At 56.2% G+C, this 22,083-nt stretch carries 20 protein-coding genes; 12 read left to right on the forward strand and 8 right to left on the reverse strand.

The features are described from left to right. Positions 1-860: hypothetical protein (locus ACXADJ_RS00005; protein ID WP_475061705.1), on the forward strand; the 860-nt coding region annotated here is incomplete at its 5' end. Here ACXADJ_RS00005 and ACXADJ_RS00010 read toward each other — a convergent pair. From ACXADJ_RS00010 to imuA, 3 genes are read right to left on the reverse strand one after another with little or no spacing between them, the layout of a single operon-like run. Further along, positions 861-4,034: an error-prone DNA polymerase gene (locus ACXADJ_RS00010; RefSeq protein ID WP_475061707.1), complete on the reverse strand. Its 3,174-nt coding sequence runs from the start codon at positions 4,032-4,034 to the stop codon at positions 861-863. Continuing rightward, positions 4,031-5,494 carry a Y-family DNA polymerase gene (locus tag ACXADJ_RS00015; RefSeq protein ID WP_475061709.1) on the reverse strand — a complete coding sequence of 488 codons (1,464 nt, stop codon included), beginning with the start codon at positions 5,492-5,494 and terminating at the stop codon, positions 4,031-4,033. The genes ACXADJ_RS00010 and ACXADJ_RS00015 overlap by 4 nt, the downstream gene beginning before the upstream one ends. 13 nt (positions 5,495-5,507) lie before the next feature. After that, on the reverse strand, positions 5,508-6,263 hold the full coding sequence (gene imuA / locus ACXADJ_RS00020; protein WP_475061711.1) for a translesion DNA synthesis-associated protein ImuA: 756 nt from the start codon (positions 6,261-6,263) through the stop codon (positions 5,508-5,510). Positions 6,264-6,596: 333 nt separating this feature from the next. On the opposite strand from imuA, the gene ACXADJ_RS00025 reads away from it, so the two are divergent. The 4 genes from ACXADJ_RS00025 to ACXADJ_RS00040 are packed head-to-tail and all read left to right on the forward strand — an operon-like array spanning position 6,597 to position 10,178. Next, positions 6,597-8,147, forward strand: coding sequence for a 2-isopropylmalate synthase (locus tag ACXADJ_RS00025; protein WP_475061713.1), 1,551 nt, complete (start codon positions 6,597-6,599; stop codon positions 8,145-8,147). A gap of 19 nt (positions 8,148-8,166) precedes the next feature. Next, complete coding sequence (locus ACXADJ_RS00030; protein ID WP_475061714.1) at positions 8,167-9,036, forward strand: hypothetical protein; 870 nt, start codon at positions 8,167-8,169, stop codon at positions 9,034-9,036. Beyond that, entirely contained in the window at positions 9,026-9,499 is a 474-nt protein-coding gene (rimI, locus tag ACXADJ_RS00035; RefSeq protein ID WP_051219322.1) for a ribosomal protein S18-alanine N-acetyltransferase, read from the forward strand. Before ACXADJ_RS00030 ends, rimI begins: the two co-directional genes overlap by 11 nt. 25 nt (positions 9,500-9,524) lie before the next feature. Continuing rightward, positions 9,525-10,178: an energy-coupling factor ABC transporter permease gene (locus tag ACXADJ_RS00040; RefSeq protein ID WP_475061717.1), complete on the forward strand. Its 654-nt coding sequence runs from the start codon at positions 9,525-9,527 to the stop codon at positions 10,176-10,178. Positions 10,179-10,435: 257 nt separating this feature from the next. Here the strand turns inward: ACXADJ_RS00040 and ACXADJ_RS00045 are convergent, their stop codons facing one another. The 3 genes from ACXADJ_RS00045 to ACXADJ_RS00055 all read right to left on the reverse strand — a co-directional run bounded on the left by ACXADJ_RS00045 (position 10,436) and on the right by ACXADJ_RS00055 (position 13,297). Then, a complete protein-coding gene (locus tag ACXADJ_RS00045) occupies positions 10,436-11,107 on the reverse strand; it encodes an NADPH-dependent FMN reductase (protein ID WP_475061719.1) in 672 nt (223 codons plus the stop codon). A gap of 295 nt (positions 11,108-11,402) precedes the next feature. Next, positions 11,403-11,954 (reverse strand): response regulator transcription factor, encoded by a 552-nt coding sequence (locus ACXADJ_RS00050; RefSeq protein WP_475061722.1) that lies wholly within the window; start codon positions 11,952-11,954, stop codon positions 11,403-11,405. Then, complete coding sequence (locus ACXADJ_RS00055) at positions 11,951-13,297, reverse strand: ATP-binding protein (protein ID WP_475061724.1); 1,347 nt, start codon at positions 13,295-13,297, stop codon at positions 11,951-11,953. Before ACXADJ_RS00055 ends, ACXADJ_RS00050 begins: the two co-directional genes overlap by 4 nt. A 252-nt stretch (positions 13,298-13,549) precedes the next feature. On the opposite strand from ACXADJ_RS00055, the gene ACXADJ_RS00060 reads away from it, so the two are divergent. Next, positions 13,550-14,434 (forward strand): DMT family transporter, encoded by an 885-nt coding sequence (locus ACXADJ_RS00060; RefSeq protein ID WP_475061726.1) that lies wholly within the window; start codon positions 13,550-13,552, stop codon positions 14,432-14,434. 34 nt (positions 14,435-14,468) lie between these two features. Here the strand turns inward: ACXADJ_RS00060 and grxB are convergent, their stop codons facing one another. Continuing rightward, positions 14,469-15,128, reverse strand: coding sequence for a glutaredoxin 2 (gene grxB / locus ACXADJ_RS00065; protein WP_475061728.1), 660 nt, complete (start codon positions 15,126-15,128; stop codon positions 14,469-14,471). Between the two features lie 290 nt (positions 15,129-15,418). Between grxB and ACXADJ_RS00070 the strand changes: the two genes are divergently transcribed. Further along, positions 15,419-16,384, forward strand: a complete 966-nt coding sequence (locus ACXADJ_RS00070; RefSeq protein ID WP_475061730.1) for a response regulator transcription factor — start codon at positions 15,419-15,421, stop codon at positions 16,382-16,384. On the opposite strand, the gene ACXADJ_RS00075 is transcribed toward ACXADJ_RS00070, so the two are convergent. Then, complete coding sequence (locus tag ACXADJ_RS00075) at positions 16,351-17,214, reverse strand: MurR/RpiR family transcriptional regulator (RefSeq protein WP_028293784.1); 864 nt, start codon at positions 17,212-17,214, stop codon at positions 16,351-16,353. The genes ACXADJ_RS00070 and ACXADJ_RS00075 overlap by 34 nt on opposite strands. Before the next feature lie 296 nt (positions 17,215-17,510). Here ACXADJ_RS00075 and ACXADJ_RS00080 point away from each other — a divergent pair, with 296 nt between their 5' ends. From ACXADJ_RS00080 to ACXADJ_RS00100, 5 genes are all read left to right on the forward strand, one after another. Then, positions 17,511-18,041: a MotA/TolQ/ExbB proton channel family protein gene (locus ACXADJ_RS00080; protein ID WP_475061734.1), complete on the forward strand. Its 531-nt coding sequence runs from the start codon at positions 17,511-17,513 to the stop codon at positions 18,039-18,041. 9 nt (positions 18,042-18,050) lie between these two features. Continuing rightward, complete coding sequence (locus ACXADJ_RS00085; protein ID WP_475061736.1) at positions 18,051-18,548, forward strand: ExbD/TolR family protein; 498 nt, start codon at positions 18,051-18,053, stop codon at positions 18,546-18,548. Next, the gene (locus tag ACXADJ_RS00090; protein WP_475061738.1) at positions 18,541-18,951 is read left to right on the forward strand and encodes an ExbD/TolR family protein; all 411 of its coding nucleotides are present in this window, start codon (positions 18,541-18,543) and stop codon (positions 18,949-18,951) included. Before ACXADJ_RS00085 ends, ACXADJ_RS00090 begins: the two co-directional genes overlap by 8 nt. Then, positions 18,951-19,856, forward strand: a complete 906-nt coding sequence (locus ACXADJ_RS00095; RefSeq protein WP_475061740.1) for a TonB family protein — start codon at positions 18,951-18,953, stop codon at positions 19,854-19,856. Before ACXADJ_RS00090 ends, ACXADJ_RS00095 begins: the two co-directional genes overlap by 1 nt. 98 nt (positions 19,857-19,954) lie before the next feature. Beyond that, positions 19,955-22,051, forward strand: a complete 2,097-nt coding sequence (locus tag ACXADJ_RS00100; RefSeq protein ID WP_475061743.1) for a TonB-dependent receptor domain-containing protein — start codon at positions 19,955-19,957, stop codon at positions 22,049-22,051. Positions 22,052-22,083 lie beyond the last annotated feature (32 nt).

Raw genomic sequence — 22,083 nt, forward strand, 5'->3', positions numbered from 1 at the left:
GCGACTCAAGCACCTCCACACATAATCCTCATCACAACACCGCACCCCATGCGGGCGGGCCGTCGGAATGCAGTATCACCGCGCTCCCAGAGCCATATCACCTCGATCCCGGATGCCGTGCTCCCATCGCTCTATTTTATTTGTCACCAATATCGTATGGTCAGAATACGCCGTTTAGGGATTTTCTGATTATGGATTCTGCTACTTATCCACAGTTGTTTGCTCCGTTAAAAGAGCGCCAGCGGGCGCTGCGAGACACCACGCCAGAGCATCTTGATCTTCGTATTCACAGGGCGCTGAGCTGGTTACATCGGGCTGAGCAATGCGAGGACGACGATGGGGCTTTTATCTTTCTCTGGATCGCTTTGAATGCGGCTTATGCCAATGATAACCACGGTGATCCCGAGCCTGATCAGACGGCGTTCCAGTTTTTCATCAAGCGGATTGTGAACCTGGATAAGAGCGGCCACATCGGCGATCTTGTCTGGGATACCTATCAAACCGCCATTAAACATCTGTTGGACAACGAATTTGTTTATCAGCGTTATTGGGATTACCAGAATCACAAGCCGGGTATTGATGAATGGCAGATCAGTTTTAACCGTGCCCGGGATCGTTCGAAGTCAGCGCTGGTGAATCAGCGCACTGACGAAGTGCTGAACATCGTGATGGAGCGCCTGTACACACTACGAAACCAGCTTGTACACGGCGGCGCGACCTGTGGCGGCAAGGTTAATCGTAGCCAGGTTATCGATGGCCGAAGGATTCTCGGCTCGCTGGTTCCAGTCATTATCGGCGTGATGCTGGATAATGTGACTGAACACTGGGGTGAGCCTTTCTATCAGGTTCGTAAAAGCTGATTAATGAAAATCATGTGATGCCACATCCAGTTCGTCGATGGCTTGGCTAAGGTCGGTGAGGCGGTAGGCGATCAGGTGGACGATGCCGCTGCTGTCGTCTTTTTCTACCTTACCGTAGGCCTGCAGGATGCGGGCTTGGGTGAGCTCTTTCAGTTGTTGTTTGGCGAGTGTTAGCCATACCACGACGTTGGTGTTGCCGGTTTCGTCCTCTAGCGTAAGGAAAGTAACTCCGGCTGAGGTACCGGGGCGTTGGCGGCAGGTAACCAGTCCACACACCCTTACCTCGGATTCGTGGGCGGCGGTACGTAGCGACATGGCGGTGTGACTATCGCCTAACTTGCCTTGTTCTCTGAGGATTTCGATGGGATGACGTCCCAGTGTCAGTCCTAACGACTGGTAGTCTGCCAACAGGTTTTCTACTTCGTTGGGGCTGCCGAACGGCCATTGAAACGACAGTGCTGCACTATGTGTTGTGGATAAAAGGTCATCTTGCAAGGGTTCTGCCACCATCCAGCTGGCTTGTTGGCGCTGGTAGGCGAGGCTGGCAAAAGCGTTGGCGGCCGCCAGAGCGGCCAGTTCGTGAGCATCCAGCCCCGACAGGTAACGGCACTGTTGAATGTCCTTGTAGCCCCCGTTTTGTGCTTCTCCATTCGTGGTATTTTCTGGCCGGCGTTTGGCCACCAATTCTGCGCCTTCTTTGGATAATCCCCTCACCAGACGCAATCCCAATTGCAATTGCGGCTTACCATTGTGATACACCACCTGATGGTCGACCTGACTAGCGTTGATATCCACAGGAAGAGTGACCACTCCATGATGGCGGGCATCTTCGATCAGCTGCGCTGGACTGTAAAATCCCATCGGTTGGCTGTTGAGCAGAGCGCAGCAGAACTCGGTGGGGTAGTGGCATTTCATCCAGGCGGTGACATAGACCAGTAAGGCAAAACTGGCAGCATGGGATTCGGGAAAGCCGTATTCACCAAAGCCTTCCAGCTGTCGCTGGATTCGCTGTATGTATTCATCGCTGAAGCCTTTCTGTTTCATGGTGGTGGCCAGCCGTAGTTGCAGTCTGTGCATATGGCCTTTCTTGCGCCAGCTGGCCATGGAACGTCTTAGTAGATCGGCTTCGGCGGCACTGAAGTCGGCAGCCACCATGGCAAAAGCAATCACTTGTTCCTGAAACAGGGGCACCCCTAACGTGCGTTCCAGAATCGGTTTTAGTTCGGGTAAAGGGTAATCCGCTGCTTCTTCGCCGTTACGCCGTCTCAGATACGGGTGCACCATATCGCCATGAATCGGGCCGGGGCGAACGATCGAGACTTCAACCACCAGGTCGTAATAACAGCTGGGTTTCAGTCTTGGCAGCATGTTCATCTGGGCGCGGCTTTCTACCTGAAAGACGCCGACTGAATCTGCCCGTTGCAGCATTTGGTAGGTGGCAGGATCGCTGCGGGGAATGTCGGCCAATCCGAATGGCTTACCTTGCCGGTCACTGATCATTTGTAGGCAGCGGCGAATCGCCGTCAGCATGCCGAGGCTAAGCACATCCACTTTCATCAGCCCCATGGTTTCAAGGTCTTCCTTGTCCCACTGGATCACGGTGCGGTCGGCCATACTGGCGTTTTCGATTGGTACCAGGTCCGTCAAGGCGCCTTCGGTAATCACAAAACCCCCCACGTGTTGAGACAAGTGGCGGGGAAAGCCCAGAATTTCTTCGATGCGTTGTTTGAATTGCTGCATCAGATTGGCGTTGCCTAACGAGGGATCGATAAAGTCGTCCAGCCAGTTCTTGCCGCGATAACGCCAGCCGAAGTTGGCGATCACGTGTTCCAGCTGCATCAGGTTGAGCCCCAGCGCCTTGCCAATATCCCGTACCGCGCTTTTGGGGCGGTAGGAAATCACGGTGGCGGCCAGTGCTGCGCGTTCACGTCCGTATTTTTGGTAAATATATTGGATTACTTCTTCGCGGCGCTGGCTTTCAAAGTCGACATCGATGTCCGGTGGCTCTTTACGCTCTTCGGAGATAAATCGCTCAAACAGCAGGCTGACTTCGACCGGATTCACTTCCGTGATGCCCAGGCAATAGCACACGACTGAATTGGCTGCCGAGCCACGTCCCTGACACAGAATGTCATTGCGTTTGGCGTACTGGACGATGTCGTGAATGGTCAGAAAGTAATGCTCGTATTCTTTCTTATGAATCAGTGCCAGCTCTTTGTCGATGGTCGCCTGAACCTCCTCTGGGGTGCCGTCGGGAAAGCGCCGTTGCTGGCCTTGTTCAACCTTGTAGCGTAGCCAGTCTGTCGGGTTTTGATCTGTGGGAACGGTATCTCTTGGGTAGCGATAGCAAATTTCGTCCAGGCGAAATTGGCAGCGCTCGGCAATCTCAACGGTGGACGCCAGCAGTTTGGCATCGTACAGATGCGCCAGCTTACTGTGAGAGCGAAGGTGCCGCTCGCCATTACTGAACAACAAGTCAGGGATCTCACTGATGGCCTTGTTGTGACGAATGGCCGTCAGGCAGTCTTGCAGGGGCTGGCGGTCGGGGTGGTGACAATGGACCTGACTGGCGCAGGTGACCGGCATGCCGAGGCTGTGTGCCAGAGCTATGACCTGATCGTATTGGTGCGGATCGTGTTCATCGAGCAGCCGCTCGGCCAGTAACCAACAGCGATTATGGAAATGCTCCGGCAAGTGCTGCAGCAAGGGCTGGCTGCTGAAGGTATTGGCGGAGGGGCGCCACAGTAGCAGCAGGTGTTCGCTATCCAGCAGTTGTTCCGGGTTGAACAGGTATTCCCCTTTGGGCGCAGAACGTCGACAGGCGGTGATCAAGCGGCACAGCTCGCTGTAACCGATGAGACTGGGAGCCAGCAGCACGAAACAATGATTCTGCCAATGGAATTCGGCGCCAATGATCAGTTTCGGGGCTGGCTGGTCCGGGTGCGTTTGCTGCCAGTCTTGCAGTGCTTGCCAACCCCGAACCACACCAGCAACCGAGCACTCATCGGTAATGGCTAACGAGTGATAGCCTAGCTCCGCAGCGCGCACCACCAGTTCTTCCGGGTGGGAAGCACCGCGCAGAAAACTGAAGTTACTGACGCAGTGCAGCTCGGCGTAAGGAAATACGGCGTAAGGCAATACAGCACTGGTTGAAGAGGTATGCGTTGTGGTCATCCAAATAGCCCCTGAATAAACCAGCCTTTGCTGGCATCACGGTAGATCCACAGCAGCTGCCCGGATTGCAGGCTGAGGTAATAATCCCGCCGTACGGTTATGCCGTCCCACCAACCGCTGCTGATGCGCTCCGGCCGATGCAGGATCAAGGTGTCTTCATGGGGCTGAGGGCAGGGAATCGGGGTGTCGAGCAACCATATCGGGCGTAGCAGGCCTTTGCGGATAACAGCCGCCTGTGGATGACGATGACTGTCGAGCAGTTGACCGGCGATTTCCGGACGCGGATCGGCATTGGCTTGCAGGTAAAACAGCTGCTGATGTTGCAAGCGGGCCTGCAAGCGGTTCAGCAGACTATCATCGAGTACCCCGGAGGCTTCGTCCATGGCGTCTGCTGTACCGGCAGCTCCCAGTAACTTGTCCCAATGAGAGTTCTGACCCTGTTTGCCTTTGGCTCGCAGGGGATACATGTCTTCAAAGTGGTCGACGCACAATCGCAACGAGGTGACCGGAGCGGGCAGGGTGTGATGTTCGAAACGGTAACGAACCAACGCCAACAGCTCTTGTTCCCGGTGTTCGGCACGGGCAAAGCTGAGCCGCCATTCGGTGGTTGGCTGGTGTCGATGTTTGAGTCGCAGAATCAGGGTGCGGGTACTGAGTTGGCGTTGTTGCAGAAAGCTGCTGAGCGCAGCCAGTAACGGCCGTAAGGGAAATAGCAGGCCGTTTTGATGTTCGACTTCTTCAATAAAAAACGCGTCCTGACGGAATCGTAAGGGCGGTTCAAACCAGCTCATCGGCTGCTGTTTGTGGCCCTGAATGCGCTCAAGGTAGTCGACCAGCTCAATGCCGTAACGCACCGCCAGGTCGGCCAGTGGCAAGCGCACCAGATCGCCGAGGGTTTTGGCACCTACGCGTTGCAGCTTCAGTTGCAGGCTCTCATCCAGTTGCAGCTGCGCCAACGTCAGGCCATGCAGTTGCTGGCGAATCCAGTGTTTGTCGCTGTTGGGCAGGCCGATGTGGTTAATGGCCAGCAGCCGAGCGGCTTGAGCCGCTTGAGCCACGCCGAGCTGAATTGGCCATTGTGTTGGGGCTTCGCGCAGCAGTCGCTGCCAGAGGGATTCCAGCCCACCGAACAGCTTCAGCATGGAGCCAATTTCCAGCCATAGCCCTTGCGGTGGGTCGAGGCAAATCTGCGCCGAGTAGCGATAGGCCCACAGGGCTTTTTGCTCCAGTAACTGTTGTTGCTGTATGTCATCCAGTGGCTGACAGAGCAATCCCGGGCACAGGCTGCAAGCCGTTGCCATCGACATATCGACGGTGACGCCGGCTTTGCGAGCAGGCTCATTGAGCTGTTCGACATGCTGATGCCTGGCTCCCAGCAGGGCCACCGGCTGATCGTCCGGAATCAGCAGGCTGTGCAGGTAGAGGTCGGGGAAATGCAGGTATAACCACAGCGGCGTCATGGCGGATGCCCTGTCAGTTGGCCGAGCCGAGTCGTGCAACGGACTGCAGGCACACAGCTTTGTGAGCTGGAAAACGGTCGTTGGCTGGCATCGGGGTGCCGCTGGCCTGCGTGATATCGACCATAAAGTCCTTGCCGGGCCAGCTGCCACGACGCTTGAAGCATTGCACTTGCAGCTGACGGGCAGACAAGCGTTGTACGCCAAGGCGTAAGGCCGCCGGCGAACCACTGGCATCAAAACCGGTTTGTGGCCAAACCCAGCAGTGGCTATCGGTATCTGCCGCCGCGATTTGCAGGCGGCGAATATGCTGCTTGTGCCATTCTCCCAGCCAGCCCAGAACCGCACTGCAATGACCGCTGCGCAGGCCTTCTTCCAAACACCAGATAGCTTCCTTGTAGCTTTTGGGGCGCACCACCAGAATGTGTTTCAGGTTAACCCCTGCCTGGCTGAGTGTCGGCGCGTAAGGAATGGCCGGTGGCGCTACCCACAGAATCCAGTGGGGTTGTTGACTGAGTTTGGCCAACGCCGGAAGAATCAGGCTCAGTTCACCGGTTCCGAGGCCTTGCTGGTAAATCTCGCACAGCTGCCCAGCCTGCCAGCCACCGCCGGGCAATTGGGCATCCAGCTCCGGAAAACCACTGGAGATCTGCTTGTGCGCAAACTCCGGCTGGCGTCTGGCCTGCCAGACATCACCACGGTCCAGCACCTGATCGAGTACCGAATGGGAAGCAGGGTCGTTGGCTGTATGGGAGCGGGATTCAGGAAGCATGTGCTACGCCTTGCGCCGATGACGCGGTAAAATCAAAATTACTGTATAAATAAACAGTATTTGGTTTTGGCTTGCAAGCGTCTGTGCGTCTGGATGAGACGATTGGTCATTTCCCGACGGCTGTGTTTGGGCGCTGACGCTCATCAGTGAGGATCAAAAATAAGCGTAATTCGGCGGCCTCAACTACTGCGGCCACTGGGGTGTCTGCGTATAATCAACTAGTGACACGGGCGGCCCCGAGAGGGCTGTTCAGATGTGTGCGCCAGCACGATGACAATCGATATTTATACTTACAAACGTGCGCACAACCCCAAATTTGCAGGAGAGAGCATCATGAGTACGCCAGATCGTTTGGTCATTTTCGATACCACTATGCGCGACGGTGAACAAAGCCCGGGCGCGTCCATGACCAGGGAAGAAAAGGTTCGTATCGGCAAGGCGCTGGAAAAAATGCGCGTTGACGTGATCGAAGCCGGTTTTGCGGCGGCCTCTCCGGGCGATTTTGCCTCCATCGAAGCGGTGGCTGCGGCAGTGCGTGAAAGCACGGTGTGCAGTCTGGCCCGTGCGGTGGATAATGACATTGAACGTGCGGCCGCCTCGCTGGCGAAAGCCGAACGTGCCCGTATTCATACCTTTATTGCGACCTCGCCAATTCACATGCAGTACAAGCTGCGGATGCAGCCGGATCAGGTGGTTGAGCAGGCGGTTTACGCGGTGAAGAAAGCCCGTAGTTTTGTGGAAGACGTCGAGTTCTCCTGTGAGGACGCCGGTCGTTCCGACATGGACTTCCTCTGTCGCATCATTGAAGCGGCCATCAACGCCGGTGCTCGTACCATTAATATTCCGGACACTGTGGGTTACGCCATTCCGGAAGAGTTTGGCTACAAGATCAAGACTCTGCTGGAACGCATTCCAAACGCCGACAAAGCGATTTTCTCGGTGCACTGTCACAACGACCTGGGTCTGGCGGTAGCCAACTCGTTGGCGGCGGTCGCCAACGGTGCCCGTCAGGTGGAATGTACCATCAATGGTCTGGGTGAACGTGCCGGTAACGCGGCGCTGGAAGAGATCGTGATGGCGACCCGTACCCGCTCTGATCTGTTCAACATTGAAACCAGCATCGACACTACCCACATCGTGCCGACTTCTCGTTTGGTGTCCACCGTGACCGGTTTCCCGGTACAGCCAAATAAGGCCATCGTCGGTGCTAATGCCTTCGCTCACGAGTCCGGTATTCACCAGGACGGCGTGCTGAAGCACCGTGAAACCTACGAAATCATGAAGGCTGAAGACGTGGGCTGGGGCGCCAACAAGATGGTGATGGGCAAGCACTCTGGCCGTGCGGCGTTCCGTAGTCGTCTGGAAGAGCTGGGCGTCAGCTTTGAAACCGACGCGGCCTTGAACGAGGCTTTTGCCCGCTTCAAGGATCTGGCCGACAAGAAACACGAAATCTTCGACGAAGATCTGCAAGCACTGGTGAGCGAAACCGTCGCGGATATCGCCCCGGACGTGTTCAAACTGGTGTCCCTGTCCAGTCAGTCTGCTACCGGTGAAACCCCGGTCGCCGAGCTGGTGGTCAGCAAGGACGGCACTGAACATAAAGTACGCGGCGAAGGCAGTGGTCCGGTTGATGCGGCATTGAAAGCCATCGAACAGGTGGCCGAATCCGGTGCCAGCTTGCAACTGTATTCCGTGAATGCCATTACCCAGGGTACGGATTCACAGGGCGAAGTGACCGTTCGTCTGGAGAAGGGCGGTCGAATTGTGAATGGCAACGGCGCGGATACCGACATTGTGGTGGCTTCCGCCAAGGCGTACATTCACGCCCTCAACATGCTGCATTCCAATGTGGTGCGTCAGCACCCACAGAATGACGGCGTTTAAGCGGAGTTGATGTTGTTCTATGCGTGAGGCCGTTCGTCAGCAGTATTTGCAAGCCATGGGCATTCCGGTGTGGGTTCCACGTCAGGAACTGCCCAATGCTGCCCCCAGTAACCTGTTACCGGTATTGGGGGAAGGCACCCACTTACACGGCACCGGTGATATGTCTGCCGATCACTTGCCTGCGGCCGGTGACAGCCAGCGTGGCGCGCACATGGCAGCGCAGTTACTGGGCGGTGCTGCTCCGGTTGCGTCAGCGCCTGCTGCGGCGAATCCGGCACCTGCTTCGGCGAATCCAACGGCGGCTATTGACCGTCCAGCACACGCGGCTCCGGTTTCTTCAGTTTCTGCTGCCAGGACAGAGCCTGATACGCCGGTAACGGATCGACCAGCGACTGCGCCACAGAATACTGCGGTAGCGCAAGACAAAGCCGCTTCGCTGGATGGCAAAATCGACCCAACCGATCTTACGCCGCCGCGTTTTGAACTGCACTTTGTGAAGTTCGGTGATACGGTGGTGTGGGTCTGCGACGACTTCAATGAGCTGGGCAACCTGCTGGCCTTTGCGCCACGGGTGTGCGCGGCCATGGGCTGGGAAGTGTTGCGGGGCGAGCCGGTAATGTTCCGCTGGCCTTTTATTGAAAATGCCCGTGAAGACCAAAGTGCGGCGGTGGCTGAACAAGCCCTGCGAGCGCAGTGGAATTTCTTTGCCCATCATGGTGCCAAACTGGCAATTGGTTTGGGCACCAATGCCCGTCGCTGGCTACAGCACATCGACGTGCCCGGTGCTTATATGGATCACAGCGTCCTGACGGTCATGCAGCAAGGGGCGCTGAAAAAACAGCTGTGGCAACAACTACTGACGGTGCGGAATCTGGCCAATGACAGTTAAAACCGGCGCGGATTATCAGGTTCAGGCGGCCGTTGTGGCCGATCTTGATCGACTGATGGACATTGAAAACCGCAGCCATTATCACCCTTGGAGCCGGGCCACCATGAGTCGCTATCTGGAGCGCAACGGCGTGATCTGGAAGCTGGTCGATCCTGCCACAGAGCAGCTGGTGGCATTTGCGGTGGTTACCCAGATTGCCGGTGAGGCCGAGCTGCTGACCTTTGCGGTCGAGCCAGACCTGCGTGGTCGTGGCCTTGGCCAGCAGCTGTTACAGCAAATGCTCGATATGGTCGAACAGGGCGGTTGCAGCCAGATGTTTCTGGAAGTACGGGAAAGCAATGCTGCGGCGATTGCCGTGTATGAAAAACTTGGATTTTGTCAGGTGGGGGTTCGTCCCAATTATTACCCGGCCAGTAATGGCCGCGAAGACGCCCTGCTGTATTGTCAGGAGCTGCTTGCCTGACCTCTGATCGTATCGGAGCCAGACCATGACACCAGCCTTTCCAGCCTGGACTTTTGCCGTATTCGGCGTGCTCAGCGTGCTGACGCTGGGCTACAGCATTTACAGCTATCGTTGGCAGGCGCTACGGGAAAACCGCACCGCGCAGCATTTGTTTTACGGCAGTGTGGTGGCGCTGGTGATGTTGTGGATGTCGAAAGCAGGCATTCTGCCGGGGCTGGAATTTCACGTACTGGGCCTGACCGCCGCCACCCTGATGATGGGCTGGCGACTGGCCTTGCTGGCCGCCGCCTTGATGCAGCTTGGACTGCTGTTGCTGGGTGCCACTCACTGGACCGATTTCGGTTATCACCTGCTGATTCAGAATGCCTTGCCAATTGCTTTTACCTGGCAGTTTTACTCACTGGTGTACAAGCGCCTGCCGCACAATCCGTTTGTCTACATTCTGGTAGCAGGCTTTCTTAATGCCGGTTTTACCCATGCGTTTCTGGATGTGTTGCAGAGTCTGGCGTATGTAGCCAGCGGCGACTATACGCTGGCCAAGGTGTGGCACGACTACCTGCGCTACTTGCCGCTGATGATGTTTCCGGAAGGCGTGGTGAACGGCATGTTCATCGCCGGAATGGTGGCGTTTCATACCGAGTGGCTGAGTACTTTTAACGAAGACTCGTATTTCAAATAGCGGGCGCTGATTCGTTCCTTGAGCTGTACCAGGGCGGGGCCTGAAGCATCGGATCGTCCTTCCACCTTGCGCTTCCGGTTCGCGACTCAATTTTTATCGCAAACATTCGCAAAGCACGTTCAGATTCGGCATCCATGCCTCAACTGAACTGGCTTACCATCCATGGTAAGGCCGCTTTGAATGTTCTTGATAAAATTGGCTCACCTCAATGCTTGGGTGAAAATGGCGCTCCTGCTTTTTGGCTTCTACATGCCAGTCTAGAGAATGTTCCGCTCAGAAGGCGATTTGGAAAACACACCAATCTGGCTGTTGGGGTCAATCTGTTGGCGCTGCTTGTGGGTGGCGTCGGCCCACCACATTAACTGGTCAAAGGTACGGCCAACATAGTCCTGCCAGCGTTCGCTGTCTTCTCCGGCCGTCAGGCTGCCATCTTCTGCAAACACCTCCTGCGCTTTGGGCAAATGCACCATAGCAGATACCGGCAAGCAGCCCAGCTCGGACAAAAACGTACGCATACCGACGGCGGCGCGCATGCCGCCCCACTGGCCTGCGGAGTAGGTCACGATGGCGCTGGGTTTGTAGGAAAACAACGAGCTGCCAAAGTGGTTCAGCAGGTTGGCCAATGCCGGACTCATGCTGTGGTTGTATTCCGGGCTGACCATGACGTAGCCATCGGCGCTGCGGATTTTCTCGGCCAGTGAATCCAGTAGTGGCGGAACCTGACGTTTGGAATAGGAAAAGTGCGGTTTGAACACCGGTTCTAATGAGTAGTCGAGTGGGTCGATCAGTTCAAAGCTGTGCTCTTCCGCATGGGCGTTAAAACGGGCTTTTAGCTGTAGCAGGCAGGCCAACGCGACGCGTTCACCCAAGCGGGCCGGACGGGGTGGGGTGCTGTTGCGTACGCTGCCAAGGAAAACCAGAAACTTCATGTTAGTCCTTTGGGGACATCTATTTAATCCTGCACGGCTCTGCGCGAGTGTTGCCGTTGTTCAGTGCAAGGCGACGAATGCAGCGAAATGACGAACCTGTCCGGTCGAGTCTTTTCAAGTTCGTCAACACAGCACTGGGTGGCGGCAACCCGCGCCCTGCGGGGGCTACCGGATGATCTCGACTCTGTGTCGCCGACTTTTGACTTGACCCGTCAGGCCTGCAAGTCGGCTTCGTGATTCGAAACCATCCAGCAGCCCAGAGTGAGCACCGGATTAAATAGATGTCCCCCTTTGTTTATCGTGGGGCGTATTTTTGCAGCTTTCGCTGCAAGGTTCGACGGTGCATGTTCAGCGCCCGGGCGGTGGCTGAAATGTTGCCTTCGTTTTCATTCAGCACCCGTTGGATGTGTTCCCACTCCAGCCGGTCGACTGACATGATTTCCCCTTCGGGCTCTGTGCTGGTGGCCGATGGGTTGTCTGTTGTGGTCTGGCTGTCGCTGCCAAAGGCGGCGATCAGTTCCTGCAAGGTGGCCGGTTTGTGCAGGTAGTTGTGCGCTCCCAGTTTGATGGCCTCGACCGCGGTGGCAATGCTGGCGTAGCCGGTCAGCATGACGATACGCAGGTGGGGTTGTTGCTTCAGCAAGGGGATGATCAATCGCAAGCCGGATTCTTGCTCCATACGCAAATCCAGGGTTGCCCAGTCGGGCTGGAATGTCTGCTGGGTAGCTAACGCCTGCTCGCCATTGCTGGCAGCGGCGGTGTGGTAGCCCTGCCGTTCCAGGCTACGACACATCACCTGGCTGAAGTGTTGGTCATCGTCGATCACCAGAATGCGAGGCAGGTTCATCGGTTGGCTCCAGAATCAGGTGGCGTGGTGGTTGTGTTATTGCTGGATGTTGTGTTGCTTGTTGTTGTGTTGCTGCTGGCGTTTGTGTGAACCGGCAAACGCAGCCTGCACAAGCTGCCGCCGTTATCCAGTGCGTGCAGTTCAATGCTGCCGCCAAATTGCTCGACGCTGGCGTTGCTCAGGTAGAGTCCAATGCCGAGGCCGCTTTGTTTGTCGCTTTGATAGGGGACGTATTGGCTTAGTTGATGGGCGGCGTGGGGGTCGTTCTGGCAAATATCCAGACACCAGAACCCATCCGCCGTCTGGCAGCTGAGCTGAACGGTGTCGCTGCCGGCTTCGGCGGCGTTGTCGAGCAGGTTCAGCAAGGCCTGATCCAGCAAGGGCGAGGTTTGAATGGGGGCGCTGTTATGCGACATGTTGGCGGCGCTTTCAAAGCGTGCTTTGGGGTGACTCAGTTGCCAGCGTTGCAGGTTGCTGTGCAACCATTCATGGGCCGGTTGAATGCGGGCCGTGCGGGCTTCACGGCCCTGTTTGGCCAGCTGCTGTAACGACTGCTGGCAGCGCTGCACCTGCTGTAATAACAGGTCGAGGTCTTTTTCAAGTACCGGGCTCTGACTGACGGAACCGCTGTCGAGCAGGTCTTCCAGCACCATCCCCATAGTCATCAGAGGTGTACCCATTTCATGGGCGGTACCGGCTGCCAGGGTGCCAATACCAATCAATTGTTCGTTCTTTAGTTGTTGTTCTCGCAGTTGTTGGATTTCCTGCTGCTGACGCTGGCGGGTGCGCATTAGTTGGGGAATCAGGGTCACCAGAATCAGCGCGCTGATCACAAAAGTCAGCCACATGCCCGACAGGTGCCAGCTGGCCAACGACATATGATCCATGTCCTGCACGTGGCTCATGCCGTCCAACTCGCTCAACAGGATGGGCTGGTACCAGACGGCCAGAATGCTGTAGTCCAGAATGCCGAGGGCGGCAATCCAGATCGACTGATTCCAGGGCAGTCCCCAGGCGGCAATGACGATCAGCACCAGAAAGTAGGAAATTAACGGGTTGGTGGCTCCGCCGGTGAAAAACAGCAAGCCGGTGAATAGCTGGCATTCAATGGTCAGGAAAACAAATAACTGCCAGTCGCGGATCGACTTGCGAGTCAGCAGCGACTGGGTGAATACCAGCAATGGCAGGTACAGCGCTAACAGCGCCCAGGCCGGTTGCAGGTTATCGGCGCCGTGAAATTGCAGGTAACCGATGAACATCAGCCAGATAAAGGCGATGGCCAGTTGCAGCAGCGCCACACGCTGCAGGATAGGGTTCAGGTGGTTTCTGGCGGCCGCTGACATAGGAACACGCTTTTGCAAAACAGACAGGCAGTATACGGAGTTTCCGGGGGCGGGCGCAGCGGCTGACGTCGGACAGCGTGCGACGCTTTGTCTCACCTGTGGCTTAAGCCCGTGGTTGCATTTATGGCAACGGGTTATTCCACACGCGCAGCAGCAGACTGCTATAGAATACCGGCCCTTTTGTTCCGCTGCCAGGCCATCAACGTCGATGAGTCCTGTGCCATCTGCGCCTTTATGCGCTGGAGACTGTGTATGCCCCTTTCCGCTGCGGTCAAGGCCGACCTCACGCTGGTACTGGTAACCCTGCTGGCTGGCGTCGGCTGGATTTTCTCAAAAGAAGCATTGGCCGGGATTGCCCCCATTACCTTTATTTTCCTGCGTTTCACCAGCGGTGGACTGGTGTTGGCCGCGGCCGGTCATAAGCAGCTTGCCGCCATGAGTTCGCAGAGCTGGGGCCGGGCGATTCGTTCAGGGCTCAGCTTCGGGGTGGCGATGACCTTCTGGATTCTGGGGTTGAAGTACGGCCAGCACTTGGGTGTTGGGGCTTTCCTGACCAGTCTGGGGGCGGTGCTGGTGCCTGTGGTTGGCTGGTTTATGGGCGATAAACCGGCTCGTTCGGCCTGGGCTTCGGTGGCCATTGCGGCGGTGGGGCTGGCCTGCTTGTCGTTGGATGGAGACTTTGTGTTTGGGCTGGGGGAGCTGAGCTTTTTGATGGCGGCGCTGCTGTTTTCTTTCACCTTTGTGCTCACCAGTCGTGCTGCGGCCATGACTCCGGCGGTGGCGCTGTCGTCGATTCAATTATTGATGGTAGGACTGGTGGCCTTGCCGGTACTGCTGTTGATGGAAACCTGGCAACTGCCGTCGGCTGTGGATATTTGGCTGTGGGTCGGTTTGAGTGTGGTGCTGGCAACCTGCGGCCGGTTCTTTCTGCAGGTGTGGGCGCAGGGCAAAACCTCGCCCAGTTCGGCGGCGGTTATCATGGTGCTGGAGCCGGTCTGGACGGCGCTGTTGGCGGCGGCGTGGTTTGGTGAGCAAACCACGCCGATGCAGCTGGTGGGCTGTGTGTTGATCTTTGTTGCTCTGCTGGCCAGCCGCTGGCGTGCGGTATTGGCCGTTGCCCGCAAGCTGCTGCTGTAGGAGTTCTGACCTTTTTCAGACAACTGATCGAGCGTTAGATGGCGTGGTCCAGATACAGGTGAGTATTGGTCACGCTGGCAACCTGTTGCAGGTAGGTCATCACCGCTGGCGGAATGTTCAGGTCTTTCACCATGGTCAGGTTGCGCAACGTTGGGTAAATGATCACGTCGCTCCAGCTGATTCGCTGCTGGTGGTCGGCTGGCAGGCTCAGGGCCGGTAGCTGTGCCAGTGTGGTTTCCACCATAGCCTTGTGGTGCTCGGTGTCTGCCAATGCCTGTTCGAACGTCTGTTCGATGATGGCTTCTTTCTTGTTCTGGAAATAATCCCGCGATGCCTGACTGGCAAATTCCGGCAGCCCGAGGTTGATGTTGCGCGGGAACAGCAGGCAATGAATGGATTTGCGCACACCATCCAGCAAGGCCATAGCGGCCTGTTCCTGCTCTGGACGAGCATCCAGAATCACCGCGTCAGGGTCACCCTGCTCATCAAAACGGGCACACACATCGAGGCTTTCGGCCATCGCGGTGCCGTCGTCCAATTCCAGAATCGGCACCATCTTGGCGCCGATCAAATCAAAGCAGGTTTGCTCGTCGTCGTTGGCCAGAAACACCTTTTCGTGCTCAACCTGTTTGTAGTTGGCCACCATGTCGGCGCGAACGCAAAAAGGGCAATGGTGATACTGATACAGCTTCATCGGGCTTCCTTTCAGGGAAATAGATAAATCAGGGAATAGATCAGGTGCCAGTATGCAGAGTGGTGGCGAGGCTGAACAGTCGGGCCTCTGCAACAAAGCATTGTTTTGTGGGGTGGGTCAGGTTGGGCTGGACCGGGTTGTAGTTGTTTGCAGTCAGCTGTGCGGTTTGATGAATCTTTGGTCATGAGGGTATCAGGCTTGGGCGATGCGGGCAGTTACACTGCCGCAACAGGCTGCTTTGGGGAGTGGCCAGAGAATAAAAAAGCACCGACCTGATGGCGGAAATGCGTATGTCTGAATGCCCACATCTTTTGTTGCTGGAGCCGGATGCCAGCATGCGACTGCTGTTGCAGGCCTATCTGGAAACGGCTGGTTTTGATGTTCACAGTGTCGCCAGTATGGCGGTGCTGCCTTCGCCGGATTGCTGTCCCAAGGCTGACCTTCTGGTGCTGGCGAATGTGTCCTTGTCGCAACTGCTGGCACTGCGCCAGCATAGTGACCTTCCCGTGGTCGTATTGAGCGATGGCGAAAGCCCGGAAGAACTTCGTCTGCAAATGCTGGAAGCCGGTGCTGATGAATACCTCAGCAAACCGCTGAACCCTCGTGAGCTGGTGGCCCGGTGCCGGGCCATGTTACGCAGGTTCCATCGTACTTCGGGACGTTCCTTTTCTGATGACAATCACACTAGAGATACTCCCGGCACGCCGCGTTTCTTGTGTTTTGACGGCTATTGTCTGGATACCGTGGCGCGTCATTTATTGAATCCTCAGGGCCAGCTGGTGGAGCTGTCGGGTGGCGAATACCAGCTGTTGATGCTGCTGCTGGACAGTAAAGGTCAGGTTGTCAGCCGCGAAACCATTGCCAACATGACCCGTGGGCGCGGAAATTTACCAATGGATCGGTTTATCGATGTGCAAATCAGTCGACTGCGACGGCGATTGGCGGCTTCTGTACCCGAGCCGCAACAGCCTGGTTGTGGTCGTTCGCAATTGATCAAAACCGTACGGGGGCAGGGCTATGTGCTGGCGGCGGATGTTCAGGGGCGGGATGCTCTGAATCCGGGGCGCGCAAGCCAGGGTGAAAGAAATCCGGGAGAAATAAGTCGGGTCGAAAGGAATCAGGAGGAGTTGGAAGAGTCCACAGCGGTGGCACATTCAGCGAAACCAGCGCAGCCGTCTGCACAACACAGATTGCTGGCGCTGGTGGATCGTCAATGGCAGGGCTACGCTGTCGCGTCGTCTTCACCATCGGCGTAGCGGGTGTCTTTCAGACTGTCCTTGATCTTCTTCAAATGGTGCTGGAAGTCGGAGCCGCGACGCAGGGTTACGCCGGTTGCCAGCACATCCAGAATAATCAGCTGCACAATGCGGGACGTCATTGGCATGTAGTGGTCAGTGTCTTCCGGCGTCGGGAACGACAGGTGTACGCTGCACACATTTGCCAGTGGCGAATCATTGGCGGTCAGGCCAATCACTGTCGCGCCGTTGGCGCGGGCGATTTTGGCAATTTCCACCATGTCGCGGGTACGGCCGGTGTAGGAAATCGCCACAATCACATCACCGGTATGGGCGGCAGCGGCCACCATACGCATCATCAGTACGTCATCGTACGACATCACCGGCAGGTTAAAGCGGAAGAACTTATGCTGGGCATCCATCGCCACCGGGCCTGATGCGCCCAGTCCAAAGAACGAAATCTGTTTGGCCTGAATCAGAAAATCGACGGCTTTTTCTACCGCGCCGACATCAATTTTCTTGCGGGCATTGTCCATTGCGGCAATGGTCGAGGTGAAAATCTTGTCGGTGTATTCCTCGGCATCGTCGTCGGCATCCACATTACGGCTGACATACGGCGTACCGGTGGCCAGACTTTGGGCCAGCTGGATTTTGAAATCGGGGAAGCCGGAGGTATCAAAATTACGACAAAAGCGGTTAACCGTCGGCTCACTTACCAAAGACGCACTGGCCAACGCCGAAATGCTCATGCGGGTCGCCGCCTTGGGGTCGTTCAGAATAACGTCTGCAACCTTGCGTTCAGACTTGTTCAGGCTGTCCAGTCGTTCGCCTATTTGATCCAGTAAGCTCATACAGCCTCTCTGCCACGGGTATTGCGTATTGTGTGGTTATTTTACTACCTCGAACCGCCGAATATACCCAGAAGCGGCCCTGCTGGGCAAGTCACCCCTCTTTAAAGGGGGAGTGGTCCCTCATGGATTTTATGGCTCATATTTTTCTCGTTATTGCAATTGATATGGATCTGTATTTGTAATTAGTTCGCATTTGATTGTATTATCCTGTGTAACTAATTGTTGTTCTTATTTGCATTATGATTCAGGAACTTTTCTTTTCGACCAGTGGTTGGGTGCTTTGGCTGCTGTTATTCATGTCTGTGCTGTCTCTGGCTGCGATGGCCTACGTTGGTCTTGCGTTGTTGCGGGCAGGGTTAACCACCAATGAGCAGCAGCTGCAGCAGCTACGCCAACAGCAAAATCCATTTTCAGCGACATCTGATTCTTCGACTGTGCCTGCTGCGCTGATGCGCTTTGCGGAAACCTTACCTGCCTATGATGAATCTCGCCTGGTTGCCTACGCTGCTTTGCTGTTGGATCGCCAGCGCGCTGGTATGAGGGTGTTGGAAGTGGTTGCTGCAGCGGCGCCTCTGGTCGGGCTGTTGGGTACGGTGATCGGTATGATCGAAGCGTTCCAGGCACTTCAGGCAGCCGGCAGTCAGGTTGATCCTTCACAGTTGTCTGGTGGTATCTGGCAGGCGTTGCTGACCACGGCGGCGGGTCTGGTTGTGGCCTTGCCTGCGCTGACGGCGTGGCATGTTTTCGACCGTCGATTCGAAGCCGGTCGTTTGTGCCTGAACCAGCTATTGGCAGAGCTGCCATCGTTCAAGGCCAACGCGAGCTGAGGTGGTTCCATGAGTGCTGCCATTCCAGTATCTGCATCGCGCAAGCCGGGGATAGGGCTGACGCCGCTCATTGATATTGTCTTTATCTTGCTGGTGTTTTTCATGCTGGTGGTGCAGTTCCAGAAGCTGCAACAGCGAGAGTTGGTGACTCATGAATCCGGCGCGGCCGTGGTGGAGAGCAGCGATCAGCTGCCAGTGGTGATGTCACTGTTGGCGGCTGGTGACGAACAAGCGACTAGTCTGTGTCAGTTGCGTGTGGGTCATACCACCAGAACGGCGGACTGTGACGCTCTGGTTGCTGAGCTGTCCAGTGTGCCCGACGTTGCTCGTGCGCTGGCGGCGGGGAATGGCCTTGTGATGGCGTTTCACGATGAGGCGGTTCTGACCGATATTCTGACGCTGCGATCGGAATTGGAAGGTCGTTATCCACAGGTTCAGCTGGTGCTGGAGTCACCTGATGCTGCACCAACGTCAATCACAAGCGAGCAGGTGGCCAGCGATGATTGAGGTGCCAGTATCCCACCGCCCGGCAATTGAGCCGGTGCTGCCGCTGATCAACGTGGTATTTCTGCTACTGATTTTCTTCATGGTGGCCGGTCAATTCTCTGGCCAATCTCCACAGGGTATCGAGCTGGCGGATGATGCAGGTGATGTGCGTCAGACTGCCGCTGAGTCCGTTACCCTGGCGTTACACCACAATGGTGAATTGCGGAATAGCGAAGGCCTGGTGCTCCTCGATTTTGCAGCGGCTGATCCTGAGCTGCTTTCTGTGTCCATCAGCTTGCAAGGTGAACGGATTGAGCTGATGGCTGACCGCCAGTTGCGCGGTAAGCACCTGCGAGCGGCCATGCGTTGGCTGAATGGTCAGGGTGTTGAGCAGGTGCTGCTGATCAGCAAGGAGGTTCGCTGATGCGCTTCTCTGACAAGTTGCTGGCGACCGGAATTGCACTGGCTGCTCACGCCGGTTTGGCGTTTACGCTGTGGCCTGCAAACGAGCAGCTGGTTGGTGAATCCGACGTATCTGCGCTGCAAGGGCAGGGCGGTGATGCTCGTCAGTCGGTATTGCTGCAATTGCCGGTGTTGGCTGCTGTGCCCGAGCCAGTTGCTGCAGAGGTAGCTACTCCAGTCGCTGCTGCTGTTAAAACGCCTGCTGCACCCAAAAGCAAGCCTGTAGCCGTGGTAACGCGTGCTGCACCGCAGGCAGTTGCTGAAAAGCATGACAAGCAAGCCAAAGAATATACCGACACCAGGTCTGATCCTGAAACGAAGCCAGAGCCTGTCGAACCAACACCTGTAGCCGACACCGTCGTGACAGACATTGCCGTGAAAGACATCGCGGTGAAAGGCAGTACAGAGCGAAAACAAACCCTTCCTGAACCGGCAGAGCAGCCAGCTCCTCAGCCGCAGCGTGTGATGCCAACACTGCAGCAAAGCCGTCCGTCAGTCGCCGCTCGCCAGCAGGCTGGAGGCGCTCGCACTGGGCAGGTTGGCAACGACGGTGCCCAGACTCAGCAAACGGCCTGGAATGACTACAAACAGACCGTATTTCAAACCATCAATGCCCGTCAGAGCTATCCCAAGCAAGCCCGTCTGCGCCGGGAAGAAGGCGTGGTGGAAGTCCGATTCCGCGTTCAGCGCGATGGCCGTATTGGCCATTTTGAGCTGATTCGCAAAAGTAAAAGCAAGCGTCTGAATCGCAGTGCGCAGGACCTGTTCAGTGAGCTGACGCTCCCAGAACCCACGGAAGGCATACACAGCAAGCTGCCAGCAACCATGACGATTTCACTGGAATACAACCTGGATAAGCAGGCGTAAGCCTGCCAGGCGGGCACCGAGTTACTCAGAGGGCCCCAGGACCAAATTGAATTAAAAGCCGGCTCAGACCGGTGGAATAACCTATCGGAGTAGAACCCATGAAACTGAATTCCCTTGCTATGGCCGTTGCCATTGCCAGCGGTGTCTGTGTGTCTGTTTCAGCCATGGCTGACGAGGCATTGCCAACCTCTACCGTAACGGCCAACGCCGCCGAAGCGGATAAATATCAATCGGCGGAAGGTCAGCGCATCGGCGCGGCCGAAGGCGCCCAGAAGATTTCTGCCGATTACATCAAGGCCCAGCAAGCCACCACTTTTGCAGATGCCATGCGCAAAACCACCAGTGTGCAGGTAGATGAAGAAGGCGGCCAGCAAGGCAGCCTGATTTACATCCGTGGCTTTACCCAGGATCAGGTCAGTGTGCGAGTAGAAGGCGCACCGAAAAACTTCAATCAGGTACGCCATGGAGGTGCCGGTACGGTTTGGCTGGAACCTGATATGTACAAAGCCATCACCGTGATTCCGGGTGTTTCGTCCAACGTGTATGGCAGTGGCTCGCTGGGGGGCGTGGTACTGCTGGAAACCAAGGACCCGGAAGACATCATCAAGGCTGGTGAAGACTGGGGTGCTGCTGTACGTGCAGGCATCGAAACCAATGCGCCGTCCCGTTATGTCTCGGCTGATCTGGCGAAGTCTTTCAACGACCAGTTTGCGCTATCGGCCACCTTGCTGCGCCGTAACACCGGTGAATACAAGGACGCTGAGGGCAACAAGGCCTTACAAGGTGCCACCGGCACCGAAGACAAGAACGGCCTGTTCAAGATGGTCGCCACGCCGGACGAAGACCAGCGTCTGGAGTTGTCGGCTAACCTGATGCGCAAGCACTACACTGCACGGACGACTACGGGCAGCGGTGCCTATGGTGATGCCAATGACACCCACGTGCGTGACGACAACTTCACTGTGCAGTACAGCAATGCCGCGGCGGACAATCAGTATCTGGATTTGAACGTGCGTTATAGCGAAAGCACTACCGAGCGTCGCCGTCGTCTGGAAGGCAGCGCCGATGCCTGGACCCGCTGGGGTGTGGAAACCAAATACGCTGAAGTGGAAAACGTCAGCCTGTTTTTCCAGAGTGACGACATCACTCACTCGGTTCGTTACGGTGCAGACATTACTACCGACGAAGTGGAAACCGCTTACGGCGATGATGCCCAGCGCAATCAATGGGGTGCTTACATCAGCGACACCATCGCGATTGGTGAGTCGCTGGAAGTGATTGGTAGCGTGCGCTATGACAGCTTCCTCAATCACTATGCCCAGAATCCTGCTATTGAAGAAACGGCGGTTTCGCCAAAACTGGCGGCCAACTTCAAGCCGTTTGAAGGCACCGTGGCAGAAGGCCTGGCGGTCTACGGTGTGGTGGGCAAAGGTTTCCGTACGCCTTCTACCTTTGAAGCACGCTCCAGTGACGAGGCAAGCTGTGGCCGTCGTTCCTGCACCTATCGCGAAGCCAACTACGAACTCAAAGGCGAAACCAGCAACAGCTGGGAAGCCGGTGTGCGTTTCGACCGCGAAGGCCTGTTCTCCAGCAATGACCAGCTGAACTTCCAGGCGGGTTACATTGCCACGCGGGCGCAGGATTACATTGCTTCGGCGGAAACCGGTGAAGTTCGCACCATGGATGTTGATGGCACGGATACCGCGGTGACCATTACCCAGTACCAGAACATCGACAAGGCCAAAATCAGTGGCTTTGAATACTCCATGAACTACACCAACGATCGTATCTTCTCGGCCCTGAGCGCCCAGAACATTGAAGGTGAATACGCCTCTGGCGACAGCAAGGGCATGAAGCTGCCTTCTATCAGCCCGGCCAGCATCAACTTCTCGCTGGGTGGTTATTTGATGGACGGCGCTTCCCGTGTGGGTGTGGATGTTTCCCACCGCAGCCAGCGTGAATACGTTGAGCGTGGCGTAGATCGTACTCGTGAGGCTTACACCATCTACGACCTGTTTGCTTCATGGCAAGTGGATGAACATTTCCTGGCCCAGTTGCGTGTTGAAAATGCCTTCAATACCCAATTTGCCAAACGTTATATCTCAAGTGTTGAAGCTGAAGATGGCAGCATTGAAGATACCACGACTTACCAGCCGGGCCGTAACATCAAGCTGACGTTGGAATACACCTTCTGACAGCTGTTTGAAGGTTTCTGATAACACCCCGC

The organism is Oceanobacter sp. ABM4_470 (assembly GCF_056158645.1).